This window comes from Thermodesulforhabdaceae bacterium (genome assembly GCA_037482015.1).
GTDB lineage: Bacteria > Desulfobacterota > Syntrophobacteria > Syntrophobacterales > Thermodesulforhabdaceae > JAOACS01.
On record JBBFKT010000007.1, the window covers coordinates 60,288 to 83,074 of the forward strand.

General features: G+C 40.8%; 19 protein-coding genes and 1 riboswitch. Of the genes, 6 read left to right on the top strand and 13 right to left on the bottom strand.

Annotation, left to right across the window (positions count from 1 at the left end; all coding sequences use genetic code 11):
* Positions 1-20: 20 nt before the first annotated feature.
* The 3 genes from WHS38_09025 (at position 21) to WHS38_09035 (ending at position 2,894) form a co-directional block, all read left to right on the top strand.
* Positions 21-1,031 carry a TAXI family TRAP transporter solute-binding subunit gene (locus tag WHS38_09025; protein MEJ5301114.1) on the top strand — a complete coding sequence of 337 codons (1,011 nt, stop codon included), beginning with the start codon at positions 21-23 and terminating at the stop codon, positions 1,029-1,031.
* 130 nt (positions 1,032-1,161) lie between these two features.
* Positions 1,162-1,527: a hypothetical protein gene (locus WHS38_09030; GenBank protein ID MEJ5301115.1), complete on the top strand. Its 366-nt coding sequence runs from the start codon at positions 1,162-1,164 to the stop codon at positions 1,525-1,527.
* 91 nt (positions 1,528-1,618) lie between these two features.
* A riboswitch (cobalamin riboswitch) is annotated at positions 1,619-1,827 on the top strand.
* 179 nt (positions 1,828-2,006) lie between these two features.
* A complete protein-coding gene (locus WHS38_09035) occupies positions 2,007-2,894 on the top strand; it encodes a sirohydrochlorin cobaltochelatase (protein ID MEJ5301116.1) in 888 nt (295 codons plus the stop codon).
* Here the strand turns inward: WHS38_09035 and WHS38_09040 are convergent.
* Both WHS38_09040 and eno read right to left on the bottom strand, forming a co-directional pair.
* On the bottom strand, positions 2,863-3,648 hold the full coding sequence (locus WHS38_09040; GenBank protein ID MEJ5301117.1) for an epoxyqueuosine reductase: 786 nt from the start codon (positions 3,646-3,648) through the stop codon (positions 2,863-2,865). The genes WHS38_09035 and WHS38_09040 overlap by 32 nt on opposite strands.
* A gap of 32 nt (positions 3,649-3,680) precedes the next feature.
* Positions 3,681-4,952 (bottom strand): phosphopyruvate hydratase, encoded by a 1,272-nt coding sequence (gene eno, locus WHS38_09045; protein MEJ5301118.1) that lies wholly within the window; start codon positions 4,950-4,952, stop codon positions 3,681-3,683.
* Positions 4,953-5,072: 120 nt separating this feature from the next.
* Here eno and efp point away from each other — a divergent pair, with 120 nt between their 5' ends.
* The 3 genes from efp to WHS38_09060 all read left to right on the top strand — a co-directional run bounded on the left by efp (position 5,073) and on the right by WHS38_09060 (position 7,135).
* Complete coding sequence (gene efp, locus WHS38_09050) at positions 5,073-5,639, top strand: elongation factor P (protein MEJ5301119.1); 567 nt, start codon at positions 5,073-5,075, stop codon at positions 5,637-5,639.
* A gap of 73 nt (positions 5,640-5,712) precedes the next feature.
* Entirely contained in the window at positions 5,713-6,627 is a 915-nt protein-coding gene (locus WHS38_09055) for an amino acid--tRNA ligase-related protein (GenBank protein ID MEJ5301120.1), read from the top strand.
* A 13-nt stretch (positions 6,628-6,640) separates the two neighbouring features.
* On the top strand, positions 6,641-7,135 hold the full coding sequence (locus WHS38_09060) for a hypothetical protein (protein ID MEJ5301121.1): 495 nt from the start codon (positions 6,641-6,643) through the stop codon (positions 7,133-7,135).
* 60 nt (positions 7,136-7,195) lie between these two features.
* Here the strand turns inward: WHS38_09060 and WHS38_09065 are convergent, their stop codons facing one another.
* From WHS38_09065 to WHS38_09115, 11 genes are all read right to left on the bottom strand, one after another.
* Positions 7,196-7,540: a DUF4405 domain-containing protein gene (locus tag WHS38_09065; GenBank protein MEJ5301122.1), complete on the bottom strand. Its 345-nt coding sequence runs from the start codon at positions 7,538-7,540 to the stop codon at positions 7,196-7,198.
* A 30-nt stretch (positions 7,541-7,570) separates the two neighbouring features.
* Complete coding sequence (locus WHS38_09070; protein MEJ5301123.1) at positions 7,571-8,473, bottom strand: TIGR01777 family oxidoreductase; 903 nt, start codon at positions 8,471-8,473, stop codon at positions 7,571-7,573.
* 122 nt (positions 8,474-8,595) lie between these two features.
* Positions 8,596-10,029 carry a response regulator gene (locus WHS38_09075; GenBank protein MEJ5301124.1) on the bottom strand — a complete coding sequence of 478 codons (1,434 nt, stop codon included), beginning with the start codon at positions 10,027-10,029 and terminating at the stop codon, positions 8,596-8,598.
* Between the two features lie 97 nt (positions 10,030-10,126).
* The gene (locus WHS38_09080) at positions 10,127-12,433 is read right to left on the bottom strand and encodes a chemotaxis protein CheA (GenBank protein MEJ5301125.1); all 2,307 of its coding nucleotides are present in this window, start codon (positions 12,431-12,433) and stop codon (positions 10,127-10,129) included.
* 74 nt (positions 12,434-12,507) lie between these two features.
* Complete coding sequence (locus WHS38_09085) at positions 12,508-14,955, bottom strand: methyl-accepting chemotaxis protein (protein ID MEJ5301126.1); 2,448 nt, start codon at positions 14,953-14,955, stop codon at positions 12,508-12,510.
* 40 nt (positions 14,956-14,995) lie between these two features.
* A complete protein-coding gene (locus tag WHS38_09090; protein ID MEJ5301127.1) occupies positions 14,996-15,556 on the bottom strand; it encodes a chemotaxis protein CheW in 561 nt (186 codons plus the stop codon).
* A gap of 25 nt (positions 15,557-15,581) precedes the next feature.
* Positions 15,582-17,624 carry a response regulator gene (locus tag WHS38_09095; GenBank protein MEJ5301128.1) on the bottom strand — a complete coding sequence of 681 codons (2,043 nt, stop codon included), beginning with the start codon at positions 17,622-17,624 and terminating at the stop codon, positions 15,582-15,584.
* A 26-nt stretch (positions 17,625-17,650) separates the two neighbouring features.
* Positions 17,651-18,568 (bottom strand): phosphate/phosphite/phosphonate ABC transporter substrate-binding protein, encoded by a 918-nt coding sequence (locus WHS38_09100; GenBank protein MEJ5301129.1) that lies wholly within the window; start codon positions 18,566-18,568, stop codon positions 17,651-17,653.
* Positions 18,546-20,387: a protein kinase gene (locus tag WHS38_09105; protein MEJ5301130.1), complete on the bottom strand. Its 1,842-nt coding sequence runs from the start codon at positions 20,385-20,387 to the stop codon at positions 18,546-18,548. Before WHS38_09105 ends, WHS38_09100 begins: the two co-directional genes overlap by 23 nt.
* A 48-nt stretch (positions 20,388-20,435) precedes the next feature.
* The gene (locus WHS38_09110; GenBank protein MEJ5301131.1) at positions 20,436-22,133 is read right to left on the bottom strand and encodes a hypothetical protein; all 1,698 of its coding nucleotides are present in this window, start codon (positions 22,131-22,133) and stop codon (positions 20,436-20,438) included.
* 41 nt (positions 22,134-22,174) lie between these two features.
* Positions 22,175-22,783: a GTPase domain-containing protein gene (locus WHS38_09115; protein MEJ5301132.1), complete on the bottom strand. Its 609-nt coding sequence runs from the start codon at positions 22,781-22,783 to the stop codon at positions 22,175-22,177.
* Between the last annotated feature and the right edge of the window lie 4 nt (positions 22,784-22,787).

Below are 22,787 nucleotides of genomic sequence, written 5' to 3' on the forward strand. Positions count from 1 at the left end.
GATAAGCAAAGGAGGCAGCCATGAAGAAGTTAATGATGTTAATAATGTCAGTTGTCCTGATGGTTGGAGTTACTGTAAACAACCTATCAGCGGAAGAAAAAACGGCTAACATCATTATTGCCACTGGTGGACTTGGAGGTGTCTATTATTATTACGGCACAGCTGTATCGGAAATCCTTTCTCAAAAAGGTGGACTCAAAGCAACCGCTATCCAGACAGCAGCATCTATTGACAACATTCTGCTAATTCAAAAGAAAACTGATCCAAATGCTGGCACATTCTATTGTGGAACCGTTTTACCTGATTCTGCTTACCTTGCCTACACGGGAAAGCATGAAAAATTCAAAGATAGTCCGGCAAAGGATCTAAGAGTATTGTGGGCAATGTATCCCAATTTTCTCCACATAGTAACCACATCTAATTCTGGCATTAAGTCTCTCGCTGACTTAAAAGGCAAAAGGGTCTCAACGGGAGCACCCAATTCTGGAACTGAAGTTGAAGCCTTTTTGGTAATAGAAGCAGCGGGGTTGAGTCCAAAGGATTTTTCAAAGCACGAACGACTTGGAGCAGCTGAATCTGCCGAGGCTCTCGCTGCCGGAACAATTGATGCCTATTTCTGGTCAGGAGGACTGCCCACAGCATCGATTACGGAACTTGGCACCACTCTAAGCAGAAAAGGTGCAAAGATGGAATTTATTCCACTAGCTCCAAATGATCCTGTCGTTCAAAAGTTGCTACAAGATTATCCGGGGATTATGGAGGCAAACACCATACCAAAGGACGTTTACAACACAGAAAAGGACGTGCCTACCCTTGCCTTCTGGAACCTCTTCCTCTGCTCAGCATCTCTTCCTCAGGATGTAGCTTACAAAATGACAAAGACTCTGTTCGAAAACATCAAACAGCTACACGAAGGCGTTAAAGCATCTAAGGACACAACGCCGGAAAATACCGTAAAGTTTATCAAAGGAACAATTCCCTTCCACGATGGAGCCGTAAAATACTTTAAGGAGATAGGAGCAATCAAGTAATTCTCAAATACAGGCAGAGACAATAAAAGTCTCTGCCTGCACACTCCCGATTTAAATGCCCAAATCTCTTTTTAGAAAACCCTCAGACATATTGCACCATTTTGCGAGAGAGAAATTTCTTTTCGCTATCATGCTCTTGATTTTAACCGCTTTAATTGTAAGACCTGTGCTTTTTACGAGAGATGGGAAGGTTGAGCGAGTTGTATGGTTATGGATCTGGAGCAAAATTCAAGTGAGCTTTGTAAACTCCGTAACGGAAAAGATGGTTGAAATCAGTTTCTACCCCTTGTGGAAATTTTCTTTCTTTGTTGCCAGAACAGATCCTGAAACGGAAGCCTATTACACTGGTGGTAAATACCGATGGAATGACCTCTTAAGAAAGGAACACGTTTCATCTTTGAGTTATTGTTCCATAAAAGGCGTTACAATTTGCACTTCAGTGGGCTGCTTTTCAACTGAAGACGGCTGTATTTCTATCAATCTTTTATGGCCATGAAATAATACCGGTGTTTAAGGTCGTAAAATTTTTCCTTTTTATTTCTTGACACAATCCTCTGACAAAGAGTAGAAGAGTAATTGTAAAGACAACATGAAGATACGGCTCAGGTGCTCGTGAGAGCTTAAAAGGGAATCCCGTGAGAATCGGGAGCGGTCCCGCCGCTGTAACCTCTAGTTACTCACCCAAGTAAAGGGGGGTAAAGCTCTTAGCAAATTAAGCCACTGTCCAGCAAAGGATGGGAAGGCTGCTGAGAGTATGGAGGAAGCCAGAAGACCTGCCTGAGGCTGAAAGGGCTTTCGCACGGACGATGCGATATGGTGCCCTCTGGTGGATGAAGAAAACAGGGTGCAATCCCCAGAGTCTTGAAAGGCTCTGGGGTTTTTTATTATGCACCGTCCCTCCTCATCATTTCACAAACCTTAACCCCCGGAATGTCCCCCAGCATTCCGGGGCATCACAAAAAAGGAGGTTAAAAGATGTTCAAAAAAATTGCAATACTTTGTGTGATTTTGCTTTTCACAGCCATTTTTTCAACGGAGGCTCACAGTATGAAAGCATCTAAAGAAGAAAACAAAAAAGCTATACTTCTGGTCACTTTTGGAACCAGTATCCCTGAAGCTCAAAAAGCCTTCGATAACATAGACGCCATGGCTAAAAAAGCTTTTCCAGATATCCCTATTCGCTGGGCTTACACATCCAAAACCATTCGAGCTAAATTAGCCAAACAGGGGAAACAACTCGATTCCCCAGAACTTGCTTTAGCAAAGCTCATGGAAGAAGGTTACACTCATGTAGCCGTCCTTTCTCTTCACGTCATCCCTGGTGAAGAATTCCACACCCTTAACCATAACGCCTCACTTTTTGCTCTAATGGATGGCGGATTCAAAAATATAGTAGTGGGTCAGCCACTTTTATCATCTTACGATGACCTTGAACGAACCGCTGACATAATGCTAAAGACTCTTCCCCAAACAAGAAAACCTCAGGATGCCGTGTTATTCATGGGACACGGAAGCGGAAAACATCCAGCCGACAGCATATACGTTGCCATGAACGCCATTCTCAACAAAAAAGACTCTTACGCATATCTTGCAACTGTAGATGGTCATCCCACTCTTGACGACATCATACCTGAACTAACGGCAAAAAAAGTGAAAAAAGTTTTCCTTGTGCCCTTTATGACGGTGGCGGGTGATCACGCCAGAAATGACATGGCGGGAGATTCTCCTGAAAGCTGGAAATCTATTTTAAATTCAAAGGGTTTCTCCTGTGAACCCATATTGAAAGGCATGGCGGAATATCCTGAAATTGTTAACATATGGCTCGACCACCTTAAAGAGGCTCTTGAGCGCCTTGAGAAATAGGAATTCTATAGCTACAGGGCACTTCACATGAACATTGTCCACAAACATCGGTAAGAGGTATATCGCTGTAAAGACGATCATTTTCAAGAAGCACACGGTAGCAAGTGTGTCGATCAAAATTCCCCCTGGAGTCAATAGCTCCAGCGGGGCATCGATCGACGCATTTACTACAAAGCAAGTTTCTCTTCCACAAACAAAATTCTTCTTTGGGGCGCTGAGTGGGCACCATCTCAGCATCGGTAACAAGACTCCCCAGACGACCACAGCAGCCAGCATGAGTAATAAGCAGCCTGTTGAGCCCAAAAGTCCCAAGTCCTGCAATAAATCCGACATGCTTATGAGACCATCGGCTTAAGAGTCTATCAGCGTCGAAGTTATGAGTTGCCGGGGTAACAACCGCACGATAACCATGAAGAGCCAAAAAATCAGAAAGCTTCTCATTAATCCTGGCTACAAGTGCATTGGTTTCAACATAAACCTTAGCCCAGAGTTTCGAAGCATGAGGGTGAGCTCTGGAATTGTCCACTCCGATTTCTTTAACAAACGGAAGGAAATAAACCAAAACAGTTTTAGCTCCCGGAAGTAGATCATAAGGCATAAGATGATCTGGCGAAACGGCTTGCTTGAGATGTCCAAACAAAGGATCATCGGCACTAGCACATGCTATAATAGGATCATGCCAGATGGTCATGCCGTGAGATTGAGCCAAACCTACAGTTTCAACCACAATAGCGCGTAGCACCTGAAGATCCACTTCTATAAACTCCCCATCTTATTCAAATTGCCCTAATCACTCAGTCCAGCATATCTTCCGCTTCTATCAAGTTCCTCCTCGATCCTGAGAAGCCTGTTATACTTTGCAACCCTGTCTGTTCTTGACAGAGATCCAGTTTTGATCTGCCCGGTTCTTGCTGCGACGGCAAGATCGGCTATGATAGTATCCTCTGTTTCTCCTGATCGGTGAGAAATGATCGTTTTGTAACCGGCTTTGTGAGCCATATCTATAGCTTCAAAAGTTTCGGTAACGGTTCCTATCTGGTTCAACTTTATAAGTACTGAATTTGCCACACCTTTCTGGATTCCCTTAGCAATAATCTTTGTATTTGTTACGAAGACGTCATCACCGACAAGCTGAATTGACCGTCCAAGACGTTCAGTTAGTAGTTTCCAGCCTTCCCAATCACTTTCCGCCATACCATCTTCTATCGACACAATCGGATATCGTTTCACCAGATCTTCATAATATCCTACAAGATCGGCAGAACTTTTTTTCGGCTCTTTTTCTGCCTCCAAAACATAAATACCATCTTTATAAAATTCGCTAGCTGCTGCATCCATAGCCAAAAAAACGTCTTTGCCCGGTTCATACCCGGCTTTCTCGATAGCTTCAACAAGGACCTTTAAGGCTTCCTCATTGGAAGCCAGATTGGGAGCAAAACCGCCCTCATCACCTACGGCCGTATTGAGCCCTTTGTTTTTCAGAATTTTCTTAAGACTGTGAAAAACTTCTGCTCCCATTCGCAAAGCCTCTTTAAACGTAGGAGCTCTGAGTGGGACAATCATAAACTCTTGAATATCAAGATTATTATCAGCATGCTTTCCACCGTTTATAACATTCATGAAAGGCACAGGAAGGAGATTCGCTACCACCCCACCAAGGTAACGGTAAAGCGGAAGCCCTGATTCCTCAGCGGCAGCCTTTGCTACAGCCATACTAACACCGAGAATAGCGTTGGCACCCAAACGGCTTTTATTTTCTGTTCCATCAAGGTCTATAAGAAGTCTATCAATACTTGTTTGATCCTGAGCATCGAGTCCCACAATGCGAGGAGCTATTTCTTCATTGACGTTCCGGACCGCTCGAAGCACTCCTTTACCTGAATAACGTTTTGAATCCCCGTCCCTCAGTTCCAGAGCTTCTCGAGAACCTGTTGAAGCTCCCGAAGGCACTGCAGCTCTTCCCATGTAACCCGTATCAAGCCATACATCCACTTCTACTGTGGGGTTTCCTCGAGAATCCAGAATTTCCCTGGCTTTGATAGCAACTATTTCTCCCATATCGTCCCCCTATCTTTTTAGACGGTTAAAAATACAAATAGGCTTGACCCTCCTTCGTGTGCTTATCTATCATAGTTTGGGTTTATTTGGAATTTTTATCAACAAGCGAGGGAGTGAAAAATGGGAAACGTAATCAATGCAGGTGAACTGAGAAAAGGCCTTAAACTCGAAATCGATGGGGAACCCTATCTTATCGTCGATTTTGAATTCACCAAACCGGGGAAAGGGCAGGCTCTTTACCGTTGCAGATTAAAAAACCTTATCACTGGTATTCAGTATGACCGCACATACCGTTCAGGAGACCGTTTTGTGGAAGCCGATATAGAGGAACAGGAGGCAGAATATCTTTATAAGGAAGGAAATCAATACCATTTTATGGTTACATCAACCTATGAACAGGTTGAAATGTCCGCAGATCAACTTGGAGATGCCGTAAACTACCTGACGGAAAACCTCAAGGTAAATATGCTATTTTTTAAGGGAAGACCCATTGGGATAACACTTCCGAATTTTGTCAATCTTAGAGTTATCAAAGCAGAACCGGGAGTAAAAGGAGATACTGCCTCTGGAGCGACAAAACCTGTTGTTTTAGAGACAGGCTATGAACTTCAGGTGCCTCTCTTCGTTGAAGAAGGCGATCTATTGAAAATCGACACAAGAACGGGAAGCTATGTTGAGCGAGTCTGAAAAACCCGGGTGTTAGGATCGCTTCCACGTCAAGGATTGAAAATTGGACCCTGTTCTTTAGCTTATGGATATTATGACGCAAACGCCCAAGGCAAATAAAGCCTATTATCTTGAAAGGCGCAGAGACGTTCTCAGAGCAATAAGAGAATTCTTCGATCGAGAAGGATTCCTTGAGGTAGAGACTCCAATTAGAGTTCCCGCTGTTGCGCCAGAACATCATATAGATCCTTTTAGATCGGAAGAATGGTTTCTAATAACAAGCCCAGAGATCCAGATGAAGATGCTCCTGGCAGAAGGATATGAAAGGATCTATCAAATTACAAAAGTTTTCAGAAAGGGAGAGCGTGGAAAACGACATCTTCCAGAATTTACAATGCTCGAGTGGTATCGAAGCGGTTGCTCTTATGAAGCTATAATGGATGATTGTCGAAAACTCATAAGATTTCTGGGAGAATGGCTCTCCCTTCCCGACCCCTTCCCTTATGGAGACCGCTGGCTAAGTTATTCCCGAGAGTGGCAGGTTTTTACATTAGAAGAGCTCTTTAACCATAAAGTGGGCTGGAATCCTTTCACACATCCAAATTCGGAAAATTTTTCTTTAGCAATTGTAGAACAAATCGAACCATATCTTTCAACTTTCTCAACGCCGTGCATACTTAAAGATTATCCACCTTCGGAGGCCGCTCTTGCCGATTGCAGCGGGAGTATTTGCGAGCGTTTTGAAGTATATTGGGGTGGTATTGAACTCGCCAACGGCAACACGGAACTAACAGAAAGAGATATTCTAGAAACACGTTTTCAGAACGCCCTGGCTTTCAGAAAAAAAGCTGGATTTTATCCACTACCGATGCCCTATTCTTTTCTTGAACTTATGGATGCCATGCCACCATCAGCCGGTATAGCCCTGGGGATAGATAGGCTTGTGATGATTCTTTCCAATGCTCCATCGATTGACTGGGTTGTAGCCTTTACACCAGAAGAATTATGAAAAAGGGGAAACTATGGAAAAGACAGGAAGAGACCCCTTAATCCCTCCCGGTCAAAAGCATATTTATCATTACGTAATTGACGATAAAGGGGATTGGTTTTGCGAAGGCAATCCTGTGTTAGACCGTGATCTCTTGAAAATTCTCAGCATTTCACTTTTTGAAAAAGAAGGCCGCTACTACATCCGATGTGAAGGCGAAGTCCATCCTGTAGAGGTAAAAGATGCGCCCCTCTGGATAAAATACATCCACATTTCAAAAAATGACAAAGGGGAAGTAGAAGCAATAGAAATTGAATTAACCGATGGAAGAAGAGAACATCTTCGACCGGAAACACTATGGCTTGAAGCCGATTCCTCCCTGTATTGCCTGGCAACTCGCAAAAACCTTAAAGCTCGCTTTGGCAAAATTGCTTACTATGAAATTGCTAACCATATAAGTTACGACGAAGAAACCGGAAATTATCGCATCACAGTGAAAGAACAAGACTTCTTCGTCCCCATCAGATAACCAGTCAGACAGTCAAATCTCAAATCCCCAATAAGCAATAGCAAAAAAAAAATAGAGGGCTTACTTAGCAACAATTCCTGCGATAATCAACACAACAAACCATGCTCCACAAAGAGCCCATAAAAATTGTTTCCATCTTTCACCAAAATACTTTTGCGTATTTCCAACAATCCAGGACCAGTTGAGATATATATGGACAGCTAAAACGCCAAGGAAAATGAGAGCAAAAGTTAAATGTATATCTCCCCAGGTATGGCGATGAAGTCCTAAAAAGAATTTTTCCTGGTGAGGAATATTACCGCCACCTGGAATCACGAAAGCAAGTAAAAGCCCTACGACGGCAGTTGATGTAAGACTAACAAAAAGAATTGCATCGAGAATAAACTTTAAGGTGTTTCTCTGCATAAAAACTCCTTTTTTAGAGCAATCACACTATTAATTCTTTTCGGAAATCACCTCTGAAAGGGCACTGTGAATATCAGGATACAAAAATCTAAAACCGACTTGAAGCAAACGTTCTGGCACCACTCGCTGACTCATCAAAAGGGTTTTCCCAAATTCTCCCAGCACCAGCCTCAAAACAAACCCGGGAGTCTTGAAAAAAGCTGGCTTTCCAAGCAGTTTCCCTAGGACAGAAGCCAATTCTTTATTTCTCACCGGGTTAGGAGCGCAAAAGTTGAAAACACCGCTAAATGAGGGTTCCTGAGCTGTAAATTCCATAGCTCGCAAAAGATCCGTCATATGAATCCAGGAAAACCACTGATTGCCATTCCCTAATGGACCTCCCAAGCCTCGGCGAAAGGCTTTAAGCATCTCACCAAGAGCTCCACCTGTCTTGCCCAAAATAATTCCAAACCGCATTATTACCACACGAACTCCTTTTTCGGAGGCATGCCGTGCCGCTTGTTCCCAATCTACGCAAACTCCAGCCAAGAAATCATTGCCGGGAGGATCATATTCCCTAAGTATTCTCTCGCCCCCATCTCCATAATATCCAACAGCTGAAGTGCTTAAAAGAACGGAGTTATCCCGAAGGGCTTCAACAACATTTTCGGTCGTTTTTATTCTGGAATCGTAAATTTTTCTTTTAACAGCATCACTCCATCGCTGAAAAATGGAAGCTCCTGCAAGATTGATGACTACATCGTGTTCAGAAACTACATTTTGCCAGGATCCTTTTAGGGTTGTATCTCCGAACACGTAAGTTGCTTCCTTTGGGGTGTAAGGTTTTGGAGATGGCGAATGATCAACCAGAGTAACATTATGTCCTTTTGAAATAAAATATTTGGCCGCCTCTGTCCCTACAAAACCAAGCCCACCAGTAATTAATATTTTCATAGGAATCCTCCCTTCCCCACTTTCTCACAAAACTCAAAGAAGCTACCTACATGAAATTATTTTTATGAAGACTCAGGCTACATGATTTGGAGGAGACCAGATGCAATTTTATAAATGCTAGGCTAATTTTCCTTCCAAATCGAACCTAAATGTTCATACTCGCCACGAATAACTTCAATATTATGTTCGAGAAGTCCAACCTGTCTAATTTTTTTAACTACTGATTCAGCCATTTGTGGGAGAAGAAGCATATCTTCGGGTGGAATAAGCCATTTAATTTGACGTTCACACATAGCATCAATCCATGTATCAGAAAAAGCACTACTACCGGAAAGACATAACAATCCTATCTGTCCACGATCTCGGACCAAATCTACAAGATTTAAAATAGTTGCTTCTACAGCATCCTGCCCACTTGTTTGCAAAACCATACCAGGGAAAGCTATATATTTCTCATTTTCAACTCTATCAAAATGCCATCTAGACATAGCATAAAAAAGGTTAAGAGACTTTCTGTTTATAGCTATACTCTCCTGTCGTTTTCCTGAAAATACTTCAACACCGTAACCCTTATGCTTGGTTATAAGTTCTGCAAGGGCTGGCAAAAATTCTCTATCCATACTGGAAAAACCGATTACATATCCTGCTGACAAAAAATCCCATAAAGGCAATCGAAACCAATCCATGTGAGAACCTTCCGCTCCAACAATGATAAGAAACTTTTCCGCAGAATCCGATAATTCATTATCAATGGAAAGTATTTTATTGCTATTTTCCGCCTTGGGCTTCCACCGCCTAAAATGATCTATCCTTGCTCTGGATGCTTTTCTAAGAATTGAACGCAAGGTGCGCCCGTATATTTCAAGATCTTCACCTCGATTTTGAGGTTTAGGACAGACATCCACTGCTCCAAGGCGCATAAAATCGAAAAGTATATCGCTCGATCCTTCCAAAAAAGCGCTTACCACTACGACTGGAACACTGTAGCGAATCATAAGATGTTTTAATGTCGTATCACCAGGCATAACCGGCATAAAGGCATCGAGAGTAACCACATCAACCACTTCATCTTCCATATATCCTATAGCTTCTTCACCATTGTTAGCCACGCCAACAACCACGAATTCTGGGTCTTCTTCGATAAGTCTCTTAAGCTGTCGGGCAAAAAAGGGCGAATCATCGACTATCAACACGTGGATAAGTTTTTCCTTTTGGTGTTCATCTTTTATTCTAGCAGCTTCTAGCGCCAAATATTCCCATGGCTTTAGAATAGTCTGAGGAACGTTATCAATGGAAGATGGTATTATTTCAAACACCACTTCATCCCATAGAGCTATCTCCCAGAAAGCATCTTCTCCTGTTTTCTGGTCAGTGGTAGCATGAACCACGCATCCATCCTTAATGTAAAGAGTTCCCTCTTTGCCTTCAGAAACAGCTTTGATTATTGTGGGAAACTGACCTACGCAGACCATCTGAAGAAGTTGAGAAACATCAACATTCGATATGGTTCCTCGAAAGCCTTTTTGAGTAGAATCTGACCGTTTTCCTTCAGCCATGTTTTTAACCTTGTAATGAATCACTCATATCCGATCAAAACTTTGTTTTGTTCGCTCTATAAAGCTGAAAATTAATTTTAAGAATTGCTGGCATACTCTATTTATAAAACTTTTCTACATACTCGATAATCGCAGGAACATCGATAATAAGAGACACCGTCCCATCTCCAAGAATTGTTGCTCCAGCATAACCTTGAAAAACATCCATCACATCTTCAATAGGCTTAATAACAACCTCCTGTTGCCCTAAAAACTGATCAACCACAAGACCCGCTTCTTTAGCTGGCGTTCTCAGCAAGACAATGTAATGTCCCTCTGCAACTTTATCAGTCTTAACTTTTCTTGGGAAAATATATTCTGGGAAAATAAGAGGTATAGTTCTACCCTCAAGGGTCAAGAAATAGGCATTATGAACCTTTTTGATTTTTCTTTCATCAAAGGCATAAACTTCTCCAACAGAAGCAAGGGGAAGAGTGTAAATGTCACCCATAATTTTTACAAGAAGGCCGGGAATAATTGCCAGAGTCAAAGGAATCTGGATAATGAATTGAGTCCCCTGCCCTAACCAGGATCTGACAGAAACGTGACCATTTATTTTCCTACACTCATCTCGCACTACATCAAGGCCAATGCCTCTACCGGCCGTCTCGTCAACTTCAAGGGCTGTAGATACTCCCGGAAGGAAAATGGTATCAAGCAATTCTTCAATGCTCATCCGACCTACTTCTTCTGGACTAAAGATACCCTTTTCCACAAGAACCTTTCCAAGCTGATCCACAGGAACTCCAGCCCCGTCATCTGTAACTTCTATGATTACATGTTGACCTCGATAATATGCACTAATAGTTATAGTACCGTCTTCAGGTTTACCCAGACTTTTTCGGACTTCGGACCTTTCAATTCCGTGAGCAACAGCATTTCTTAAAATATGAATCATGGGCTCGTAAAGCTGTTCCAGAATGAAGCGATCCACTTCTGTTTCGCCACCTTTGATAACCATACGCACCGATTTACCATACTGAGAAGCATGATCGCGAACCACTCTCGGAAAACGCTGAAACAACTGCATTAAGGGTAGCATGCGAATTTTCATGACCGCATCTTGAAGATCGGCGGTAATCCGCCCCAAACTAGAGACAGCATCACGATACTGCTGCCACAGGTCGGTAAGAACCTTTTTTCTATCAGCATCCAAAATGCCTGCTCTGGTCCATTCTTCAGTAATACGCTTTAGCTCTGCTGTAAGAGTTACAAAATGAGATCTCCTTATAACCAATTCACCCACTTCATTCAGCAGATGATCCACTTTAGCAGGATCAACCCGAAGCATCTCTGTAGGTTGAGCAGGAACATCTTCGGGAACGGTCAAATCTTCCTGATAAATTGGCAGTGGTGTAACTTCTTCCTCTATAATTTCTTCCCAGAGTTCGGTCGGAGCGCTTTCTTCTAGAGATTCTTCCACGAACTGGCTTGGGGATTCCCTAAAAAATTCTTCGGATTCCGCTGTTGGAGGTTCCACCTGTTGAGTATCCTCCATCCAACTAGCAAAAGCCTGTTCAAGTTCTTCGTCTATGACCTTTAATTCCTGATCTGTAAAAGGGCGCGCCGCTTCAAGCGGCTTACCTCCTTCTCCTCTAAGAATATCAATAAGAGACTGAGCATTCAAAGGCGGCAGAACTTTAGCAAGATAATCTACACATTTATTCGAGACTTCGATCAAATCATTTGTGGGAGCTGATTTTTGCATTAAGTCCATCAGAGTTCTCTGCCAGCCTTCAAAAAACTTCACAAGCAATTCATAATCCATATAGCGGGTAGAACTAAGGACTCGACGGAAGGATCTTTCAAAAGCCTGGTGCATTTCGCTTTTATCCAGAACAGCCGAGGAAGCTATAGTTTCACAGATAAACTTGAGCTGCTCGTGGAGTGTATCAATAAAGATTGCAAACAATTCCGGATCCGAGTCTTCTCCTTCTATCGGTTTAGCATCAGCAGGAATAAAATCCAGAGGAGGCAATGGCTCATCGCCTGCAAAAGCTTTTTCAAGTTTCATGTCCAAGTCTTGTGGAACAGCCAAATCTTCACCTTGAGTCTGAATGTTCTGGATGCTTTGTTTAATAAAATCAAGCACAGAAAACAGAGTATCGATGGTGTGTTTCTTAAGAGAGTCTTTCCCCTTAGCTACTGGCTCAAGCAAATTTTCAACTTTATGAATAAACCTTCCCAGATTTTGAAATCCCGTATAGTAAGATGACCCTTTAAGGCTGTGGACTGCCCGAAAAAGAGTAGAGATAGCGATTTTGTCATCGGTATCCTGATCTAACTTAAGGAGTGAGTCCTCAAAACGGCTGAGTTGATCTCGGGCATCCTCCAAAAAATCCATCACAACTTCTGATATGTTCATAAAATACTCCTCATTATCGGACCAATAACACTCTGGCTCTTTTTTCTTCGGGTTTAGCCAGCCTTCATTAATTGTTAGCTCGAACTTTTATCTTCGCCAAGCGTTCTAATTAGTTCTTCTCCATTAACCTTGAACTGAGCTAACAATTCAGAAAATTCTCTCATAACACTCACGAGGCGTTCGTTCAGTTCGAAAGAATTCTGAGCTCCGGTAGCGCTAGTGGTTGCCAGTTCTGCCACCTGTCTAATAACGGCTTCTAATTTCTGAGCATATTCTTGCTGTTGAGTCGTAAGTTCTGCAATGCGAGCCGCACGTTCATTGGCTTTTGCGATATCGCGACTTACTTGATCTGTCCCTTTGGCTTGTTCTTTGGTTGCAGCATCAACTTCCTGGGAAAGTTGCTGAATTTCCTGAATCATTTCGGCAACTCTATCACGTCGAATAATCTGGTCACTTGTAAGATTGGTAATTTCCTCGGCAAGAGCACTCAAACGATCCATCGCGGCAACGATTCTTTCAACTTCCCTGATCTGATCCTGAGTTGCCAGGTTAATTTCATGAGTGAGAGCATTTGCTTTGTCGGACGCCGAAACAACATTTTGGAGCACTGCTTGGCTGTTCGAAGCAAGATCTCTTCCTTCCTGAACTTTCCCATAACTCTCTCGAGAGAGAATTGCAATTTCTCGTGCTGCTTCACTGGTTCGTTCTGCAAGTTTTCTAACCTCTTCAGCGACAACGGCGAACCCTCGACCATGTTCACCAGCTCGAGCAGCCTCAATAGCAGCATTCAAAGCTAAAAGGTTTGTCTGATCAGCAATATCAGAAATAACCTCTACGATTTCTGTAACACGCTCAGCACTTTCAGCAATAACCTTCATTCTATCAACCATTTGCTCAATAGTCTGTTGTCCGGAATAGGCCGTTTCAAGAGCTTCCTGTGATCGTTGAGCGGTCTCCTGGGTTCGTTCAGCAATTTTTTGAATGGCAGCTCGCATCTGGGCAATAGCCTGAGATGTGTCCTCAACAGCTTCAAGCTGACTTGCTGTTCGAATCGAAACTTTTTCATCTGTTTCGCTCATTTGCTGGATATAGTCCAAAGCTTCAAGCACCTTTTCTACCTGCCTGGAAGCGGAAGTTGCGATTTCTCTAACGCTCGTTGACATCTCCATAAGGGCTGTAGCGATGCCCTCGTAGTAGGATTGGCTTTCTAGAGCGTTATTTTGGCTTTCTTCTGCCATCTTTCGAAGTCCTTCAACCTGAACAAGCACATCTTGAATCTGGGTTGCCTGCTGTTCAGCATTGTCCACAATTTGCGAAGCAATGGTCTTAACTTGTTCTACCGCATCCGACACATGATTTTGACCTCGCAAAACTCCAAGGAAGGTTTGCTGAAGTCTCCCCAGCAAACCATTGAAGGCTATAGCCATCTGACCAAGCTCATCTCTGGACTTGACAGCCACTCGCTTAGTCAGGTCGAGATTATGGGTAATATCAACCATGGTTCGAACCATTTCTGAAATGGGACGGCTAACGAGAACGTTAAGTATGACAGCTACAACTATAATAAAAGCTATGTAAAGAATGGTTACAAGGTAAAATTGGTTACGCACTTTGGGAAGAGCGGCATAGATTTCAGAAATATCGGATCCAACCGCAACTCCCCAGTTAAATCCCTTGAACAACCCGTAACCAGTGCTGGTAGCAAAGCCAGCAATCTTTTCTATTTCCTGACCAGTTTTGGGATCCTTCCAGAGATATCTAGATATAGTTTTTCCTTTTTTAGCGTCTTCAACCAGTCCTGGAACTCCCAAATCGTAGCCAGTTTTTCCCAGAAGGGCTTCTACGGGGTGGGCTATAACCTGGTATTCTGGTTGTCTCACTACGTAAGCATAACCTGTAGTTCCAACTTTGTAAGCTTTTATAAGGTTTTCCACAATACCCCAGTTTACCAACCCTACGACACCACCGAGGGGCTTTCCTCCTGACATTACCGGCTCTGCAAAAAGCACCGAATAGCCCTTAGATCCAGGAACTAGTTTTTCCAAAAAATCATACTTTTGCCAGTTAATAGCAATACTTTTACCTTCTATTAATCCTCCAAACCATGGCATTTCTTTTACACTAAGTCCAATAGCTTCTGACATGCTCGCTGATATGACTCGCCCCCCTGAATCCACAACCATCAACACATAGAAAGTTCCATAGTTTTCAACAAGAGTTTTCAAAAGATCATCACTTCCAGCCTGACCGCCTCCAATCTCGAGAGCCGTTTTTATAGCGTCTAGCTGTGCCCAAGACTTAATGTCTGCAGCACGTTCATGCATAATAAGGTCTATCGTATTTGAAATTCTTGTAGCTTCCGACACAAGACGATTTTCAATGTCTATATCTATTTGTGCCTTGAATGTTCTATAGTTGAGCACCTGAAGCAAAATCAGAGGAATAATCGTTAAAAGGAAAAGGCCGATAAGTTTTGTTCTTACGCTGACTCCCCCTTCTGATGCCATTTTCAAGTTTGCCATGTGATACCCCCTTCTAGTATTTATCTTGTTTTGCTTTTACTTATATGCTTTTTAATTCTTCATCGGCCAATGCTTTTTTTACACTTTCCATATCAAGTTCTTGCAACTTATCCCGCTCTTCGGCGGAAAGAATCTTATGAAGATTTAGAACAATTATAAGATTTTCACCAATCTGCATAACACTATCGAAATATTCGCCCCCTACCTGTTGCTTTAAAACTTCAGGAACCGATCTCAAAGAATCCTGTGGAACTCTAACAATTCCGCTAACAGCATCTACTATAAAGCCGGTCCACTTACCTTCAAGGGTAATAATGATAACCCTGGTAAACTTATCTATAGGTTTATACTCCCGACCTGCAATTCTAAGTCTTTTCCTAAGATCTATCACTGGAACTATACGACCGCGAAGATGAATTATTCCTTCTACAAACTCTGGTGCGTTAGGAACTGGAAACATAGCCGGAAGACGGATAACCTCTCGCACTCTCATAATATCGACGGCAAACTCCTCTCCAGCAACATTAAAACTAACAAAACTTTTAAGACTTACCACAACTGGTTTAGTGGATCTCGATTGACTTACTATATTTGTTTGCATCTTAAAGACTCCTTCTAGTTATGGGCTATATGGGACTGAGATATTTTTTCCACATTTCTATAAGCGAATCAAGCCCTTTAACTTCCGTTCCTATTCCACTTTCTCGGAGTTTAACGGATAGACCAGCATATAGACATTTTTGAGGATCTAGATAAAAAACCGGTATTCCTTTTCGTGCACATTGTTCAAAAACATCAGCATCTTCTTCATTTCCAGATATTCCAGATAACACGATATTAGAACCGAAAATTCTTAACGTGGAATCAATAAGACTCTGCAATACACCCTTACTCTCTATAAGTGGATCTTCACTGATCCTAACTGAAACGCCATCAGGGGTTGAGAAGAAAGCAACAGGGCGATCCTGAGAACAAACATAGTAATGACCCTTAATAAGGGTTATAGGATTATAACCAATGAGTTCCACCGTTTTATCGCAGTCTGCCTGAATATATGCTATAAGTTCTTTTAGCGCATCAAAGCGTACAGGCACAGCAAATATTAATCCATCGTTAAGATTAACTGTATCCAACATAAAAAGAGCTTTAATAAAATGTGAAAAACTACCGGCTCCAAAGACATTTACAAAAATTCTATCGTGACTTTGTACACACTCTGATTTCGAAATCGGGACCTTTTCATCTTTACTTGCTATGCTTTCCTTGGATTTTCTAATATATCGCACTTCTTCAAGTTGAATTTTAGCTGCTCTGGATAAATGTTCTAGAATATTCTTTGTGTTCTGTTCAAGATCCTGAACGCTAAAATTCTTTGGTTTTTCTATAACATCTACAGCTCCGAATTTAAAGGCGTCATAGGTCATCCTAGAGCTTTCTCCTGTGAAAGCACTTAACACCACAACAGGTTTTGGATTTTGGATCATAATTCTCTTAAGCGTGCTTAATCCATCCAAACGCGGCATTTCCAGGTCTAGAGTTATAATATCAAAGTCTTGTTCATCCAGACGTTCCAAACATTCTATTCCATCTTTTGCCGTGGCGACAACTTCAAATCTACTATCTCCTTCAACCATGCGTTTAAAAACTTTCAGGAAAAAGGGAGCGTCATCAACTATAAGTGTTCGGTAAGGTCTTTGTGGTGTAACATCTGAAATACTATCAATACTTGCAATATAAGTATGAGATTCCTCTTCTGAGGTCGAAATTGGAACAGCATCACCTAACGAAATAATACGATTTACGAAAAAAAGTGTTTGAATGGGGCTAACCGTAGAAAGTTGGAACAAAGCGTCAATGGACATATTCTGTTTAGATAAAATATTGCAAATTCTGTGGTAGTGATTAAACAACGGGTCAGCTGGATCATCTAATGCGCAATGAGATGGTTTCAATTCAATGATTGTACTAAAAGATTCGATTAACTTAAATATATGGACATTTTCTTTTAACAATTCCTTATAATCATAAAGGATTTGCAAAATAGGAACAGGCGAAACAAAATCGAGGCTCTTAGATGGTTCACTAGAAAAACTCACTTCCCATACATAAACACCATTACGCCACGAGATAAAATCGTATAAAGCGTCCACACCCTCAATTTCTCTGGACCAGGCATGGCGCAAACAACCCTTTTCTATTCTAAACTGAGCATTAGCTCCATCAGATCTAACAACACTAAGAGTGCCAGAAACATTATTAATTCCTATCGTCATAAGTATTTCAAAAGCGCTTATATTATTCAACCGACCTTCATGTGACCGACTAAAAAGCGGAGAATGAAATGCTCCCTTGGATATGTTGTCAATCCATCTCTTACACAATTTAGGATCCCACTTAATAGAAATTTCATCCCTAGGACTTTTGGGCCATAAAATCGAAGTAAAAGGAGCAACGCCATCTCCCCATATCCAACAGGGAACTTGATAATTTTCCGAATCAAAGCGGAAATTCAAAAGTTCTTCGAAAACATCTATATTCTTCTTCACAACCTTAGCAAATATCGCCTTAATTTCACCACCGTAGCCTAGATTCTCACATTGCGTCCTAAAAAAATCCATCTCATGTTCATTGAAAAATTGTTGTCCTACCAAAATACAACTTTCAATCATCTTAGAAGACCTCCACTGGTCATCTTTTACTTCGATATTTTATGATAAACTTTAAGCACAAAATCGAAAAACTGAGCATTTGCATTAATCGCCTCAGTGGGATCTTTAAATCCAGAAAGATTGGACTTTAAAAGCACTTCGTTGTTCCCAGAAAGTCCAATCAAGCCCTTTTTAATATGATCTCTTTCTTGTTGACTGACATCAGAAGATCTCACAGCAAAAATCCATTCTGGCCACAAAGGAGTGGAATGAGCAAAAGGAAATGAATCATCGACTTTATGTAATATTTTCAAATCACCTATATTTATTTTTTTTTCAGATGCGAGCTTTTCCAAAATCCCAGTTCTAATAATCCCTACATCAACAGTCCCGTTAAGAACAGCAAAAACCACATTGTCTTGAGTCTTCAGTTCCTTAAGGTTTACCTGTTCAACCTTTACCCCCTCCTGTTCGAGCAGAGCAAGTCCTCCCAAACCACCACCAAGCGAGAATCTACTCGCGATACCAATATTTTTTCCAGAAAGTTCCTGTAAAGTTTTTATAGAACTATCAGATTTGACAATAATTACCGAACCATATTTGTCTCCCATTTCCCCCTTTTGTTTTTGAACAACCATAGCGATAGCTACAAGTTGAGCCTTATCTTTAGCGATCATAAAAGCAAGGGGATTTGTAAGAACCATTTGTATTTTTCCAGTCTCCATCCATTGAACAGTTGCTGCAAAATCTAAAGGAACTACTTTTACATCAGCGTTGATAAGTTTTGAAAGATATACACCTAGAGGTTCCCATCTCTTAAATGTGGATATTGGTTCATCGACATAAGTTACTCCCAGCGAAAGTTCTCTTGTCTCAGCGTGCAAGAGATTCTCAGACGACATTGATATACATATAAAACTGATAACAATCCCAATCCATAACTTACATTTCGCTGATCCGGTCATTTATTTCCCCCTTTTTGTGTTTCATTATTTCTCGAATGCGAGAACTTCCTCCCAACATTTTTTCAATTTCTAGAAGTATCTGAGTCGTGCTTCTCCAGCGCTTTGATGGAAAAGTATTTAAACATCCCATAACTAATCTACTAACATCCTCGGGCAAATCTGGTCTAAAAACCTGAGGAGGTATTGGTTTTTGATCGCAATGAAGCATTTCAATTTCTTCTACAGACTCGCCCATAAATGGATTAACACCTGTAAGTATTTCATAGAAAACAACCCCGAATTGGTAAATATCAGTGCATACAAGTGGTTTCTTAGAACTCCACAGATATGACCTAAATTGCTCGGGAGCCTTATAAGCAAGATAAGACATTGGTAATACTCGATAATTTGTTAGACTTGGACATAAATTCGACAACATCTGCCACAATCCCCCATAGGCAACCTTTACCTTATAGGAGTCAGCAAAAAATATTCGAGACGGTCTCAAATCGAGATGATAAATTTTTCTTTTTTGCTTGTCTTTACCCAAGTGCAGATGAAGATACCCGAGCCCTTCGAGGATCTGGTAGCTTATAACCAAAGCTTCGTCAAGATTAAGCCTTTCGCTTCCAGAACTTAAAAAATCAGAAAGAGTTGATTTACAATAAGGATAGATTATAAAAAGCCTATCATCCGGAGCTTTGGCAAGATCAACTGGCACCAGAAGATAATCCGATTCCATCATCATACTTACGTAAGCCCATTCGACAAAAGACTTATTATTAACACACTGCCACCATGAAGGAAGTAAGGTAAGAGCGACATATTTGCGATTTCTTGGTTCCTGGATAGTCTCAAAAACCGCCCATGTGTTTCCAACTTGTAAGAGTTCTTCGATTCTATAACTATAAAGTTTGGACTTCGAAGGTAATTGTCCTTTCCACTCCCACGACATAAGAATAGTACCAATATATTGCGTTAGGGTATCCACATAAGATACTAGCTGAAGAGAAGTCTCTTTTTCCGTAATTCCTAGTTGATATGATTTTTCTGTCTGAATTTTCCCCATTAACTTTTTCTGACGGCATCTTACAATTTTATCGAAGATTCTCTTTTTGACATCCTCTGATAAACCTGGAAGGGCATAAACAATTTCATAATACTCTATAGCTTCTTGATATCGCCCGGCTCTTTGAGCGCAATCACCGCAAAGTTCATAACACTCCTCATACCTGTAACCTGTTGCCGCAACAAGTTTTAATACAGTAATAGCATCATCCCAATGATGAGCACTTATAAGATTTCTCGCATAATTAAACTGCTCTTCCGGATCAACTGCAAATTTCAAGGATTCAGTTTGCTGAGGTGGAGCAAAAACTTGATTATCTGAGGATACACTTAAAGAACCCAACTCGTCTTCAATCAGAAGATAAATTTCTTTCCTTTTTATGTCATCTAAATCAGGATCCCTATCAATGTCATCAATAATCTTTCGGAGTAATTCATCAGCAATATCTGACATTCCCTGATCTTTATATAGTTTTATTTCGTTTATCCTATCTTTGATATTTTTTTCAATATCATGGGTAGTTCCTTCTATAGAAGATAGACTTTTTTCTTGTTTGATAACTCTTGCCGGAATGTATCGAACAAGAGCACCCAATTCGCTTTCTAACATGCCCAAAAGTTCTTTTTGTTCTTCTTCTGGCAAGTTACTTTCAGTAATTTCCTTGTAAATACCCTGAGCAAGCTCTTTAACTACATCATCGATACCTTGATCGCGGTATAATTTTATTTCTTCCAATCTAGCCGAAAATATATTTCTGATATTTTCTGACATAACAGATAAACTCTTGTTTCTAAAACTAAGACATACTGTTCACAACCATCATACAAGAGTTCTAATATCTATAACATCTACATTTTTATACTGATCTGTATTAACTACACCAATTAGGTTTGAAAGGTTAGCAGGTTTAACGTCTTTTACAGAAATAGGATCTTCCCCAATTACAGAATCTACGAGAAACATTACATTATTTGTACCATCTGACACAAAAATAATCATCCCACCATATTCTTCTTTCACCCCAGGAAGACGGAACAAGTGTCTTAAATTAACATACTTAAAAACCATAGACTTTAAATCTTTTTCTGGCTTATAAAGCCATCCTCCACGCACACCGTAAGTGATTTTCTTGAAAAATGGTTTTACATCTTTAAGAGTCCCAAAGCCTTTATTGATTAAGCTGGCAGCTTTCTTAGACGAAATTTGATCATATTTAATTAATTGATCGGCGGGAATGGCAAAATATTTACCTTGGTATAAAAACACATAAACTTTTTTCACAATGCCAAATATTTCAGTTGGTTGTGTCACCAACGGTTCTGGAGCAACTTCCTTTTTTGGTTGTTCTTCAATCGCAATTTTTCTCTCCTGAACTTTTTCTTCAGCGGGAAGATTTAGGGAAGCATGCTCAACCTTTGATGATTCCAAAGGCAATTTTTCAGCAGAGGTCGGTTCCACCCTAATTTCAGGCCCTGGAGTCGTCGCAACAGCAAATTCAGATAACTTCAAAGAAGACTCTAAATTTTGCATACGAAAAGCGCAAGTTTCATACCGTTCAACAAGTTTTATGAGACGATCTCCTAAAGGCTTCAATTTTGGCCTATTGTATAAGATTTCGATAACTTTACGTAATCTTACATTCTCTTGCTCCAAAGCTTTCCTCAAGTTTTGAATCTCTCGTTCCAAATCTTCCAAAGAAGCTATTTTGGTTGGGGTATAAAGGGCAGGACTGGCTTCAGTAGCTTCAGAAACAACAGCAATCTTAGGTCCGACAGGAACTTCTGGAACATCTGGAGTAACAGGAGGCATTTCCAAATCAGGTTCTTTAATATTGTGTTGTTTTCTCAAAATATTAAATCTTTTACGAAGCTGATTTATAATCTCACGTTCTTTATCACCTATCTTCTGGTCTCTTTGAAGAATTTTGCGAAGAAACTGTAAAGTCTCCCTGAATAGAGCTAGAGAACTTGACGACACTGTTTGCTCATAATAAGAAAACCACTCAAGTAACTTCTTAAGTATTGTAAAAAGAACACGAGTTTCCGCAATCGGCACAACTTTCGATTCTACAGCAATAACGACATCATTCATTGCCTTAAGATTATCTTGAGAGAATTCCCAGTCGAGACTCAAATAGGTTATTTGGGCTTTCTCTAGCAACTCCAATAAAGTTGGTTCTTCCTCTTTACTATAAACATCAGCAGTGTCAACCCTAGCTTCTCTTTCAGGAATTTCTTCAATTCTCTTTACATCTTCAATCTGTCCGCTTTCAACATCCTCAGATTCAATTATTTCAGAAATGGGAGATTTGTCCTTTTCTTCCTTTCGCTCAAAATCAAAGGAGAGTTCAAATTCAGGTCTAAAAAGTTGATCAATCCGATCTTCAATTGTCTTAGTAAGTTCATCAACTTCAATATCCAATTGATCAACTAAAGAGGATTTGGATTTTTTTTCAGGGCTTTCTTGGGGCTCTGAGCTAACATCACTTTTCTTTGATTGCTCATCTTTAATCGACATAAAACACCCTCTCACCCTTGGTTTTATCTTCTCAATGCACCCTAGCTTAAGAGCTTTTTTGCTACACTTCTTACTGTAATTTTTGTAATCTCTCTTAGAGTCTCAAAAACACCAAAACCACTCATAGCACTTGCTTCGAAAGCAGGCACTTTAAAACGTGCATTAAGATCTTCTTCAAGTTCTTCAATGGAAAGGAGAGGGAAATTAGATTTTATAAGATCTCGTTTATTATATTGAAACACCAAAGGGCAGGCATTTATATCAATATGATATTCCTTGAGATTTTCTTCAAGATTTATAAGACTTTCTATATTTTTCTGCTTTTGAACTCTCAGAGAATCAGCCACAAAAACAACCCCATCAGCCCCCTTTAACACAAGCTTTCTAGTTGCATTATAGATTACCTGGCCAGGAACAGTATAAAGCTGAATTCTAATACTAAGATCTTTAATCTTACCAATATTTAGAGGAAGGAAATCAAAAAATAACGTTCTATCACCCTTCGTATCAATAGTTACCATCTTGCCAGCAACATTTTTGCTCATTGATTTGTAAAGATACAGCAGATTTGTAGTTTTGCCACTCCTGGCAGGACCATAGTAAACTATCTTGACCTGGATCTCTTTTTTAGCAAGGTCTATGAATGCCACGGCA

Excerpts from the sequence above, each read along its gene's own strand:
- WHS38_09025 (MEJ5301114.1), top strand. The coding sequence starts at position 21 with ATGAAGAAGTTAATGATGTTAATAATGTCAGTTGTCCTGATGGTTGGA.
- WHS38_09030 (MEJ5301115.1), top strand. The coding sequence starts at position 1,162 with ATGCTCTTGATTTTAACCGCTTTAATTGTAAGACCTGTGCTTTTTACG.
- WHS38_09035 (MEJ5301116.1), top strand. The coding sequence starts at position 2,007 with ATGTTCAAAAAAATTGCAATACTTTGTGTGATTTTGCTTTTCACAGCC.
- eno (MEJ5301118.1), bottom strand. The coding sequence starts at position 4,952 with ATGGGAGAAATAGTTGCTATCAAAGCCAGGGAAATTCTGGATTCTCGA.
- efp (MEJ5301119.1), top strand. The coding sequence starts at position 5,073 with ATGGGAAACGTAATCAATGCAGGTGAACTGAGAAAAGGCCTTAAACTC.
- WHS38_09055 (MEJ5301120.1), top strand. The coding sequence starts at position 5,713 with ATGACGCAAACGCCCAAGGCAAATAAAGCCTATTATCTTGAAAGGCGC.
- WHS38_09060 (MEJ5301121.1), top strand. The coding sequence starts at position 6,641 with ATGGAAAAGACAGGAAGAGACCCCTTAATCCCTCCCGGTCAAAAGCAT.
- WHS38_09065 (MEJ5301122.1), bottom strand. The coding sequence starts at position 7,540 with ATGCAGAGAAACACCTTAAAGTTTATTCTCGATGCAATTCTTTTTGTT.
- WHS38_09070 (MEJ5301123.1), bottom strand. The coding sequence starts at position 8,473 with ATGAAAATATTAATTACTGGTGGGCTTGGTTTTGTAGGGACAGAGGCG.
- WHS38_09075 (MEJ5301124.1), bottom strand. The coding sequence starts at position 10,029 with ATGGCTGAAGGAAAACGGTCAGATTCTACTCAAAAAGGCTTTCGAGGA.
- WHS38_09080 (MEJ5301125.1), bottom strand. The coding sequence starts at position 12,433 with ATGAACATATCAGAAGTTGTGATGGATTTTTTGGAGGATGCCCGAGAT.
- WHS38_09085 (MEJ5301126.1), bottom strand. The coding sequence starts at position 14,955 with ATGGCAAACTTGAAAATGGCATCAGAAGGGGGAGTCAGCGTAAGAACA.
- WHS38_09090 (MEJ5301127.1), bottom strand. The coding sequence starts at position 15,556 with ATGCAAACAAATATAGTAAGTCAATCGAGATCCACTAAACCAGTTGTG.
- WHS38_09095 (MEJ5301128.1), bottom strand. The coding sequence starts at position 17,624 with ATGATTGAAAGTTGTATTTTGGTAGGACAACAATTTTTCAATGAACAT.
- WHS38_09100 (MEJ5301129.1), bottom strand. The coding sequence starts at position 18,568 with ATGACCGGATCAGCGAAATGTAAGTTATGGATTGGGATTGTTATCAGT.
- WHS38_09105 (MEJ5301130.1), bottom strand. The coding sequence starts at position 20,387 with ATGTCAGAAAATATCAGAAATATATTTTCGGCTAGATTGGAAGAAATA.
- WHS38_09110 (MEJ5301131.1), bottom strand. The coding sequence starts at position 22,133 with ATGTCGATTAAAGATGAGCAATCAAAGAAAAGTGATGTTAGCTCAGAG.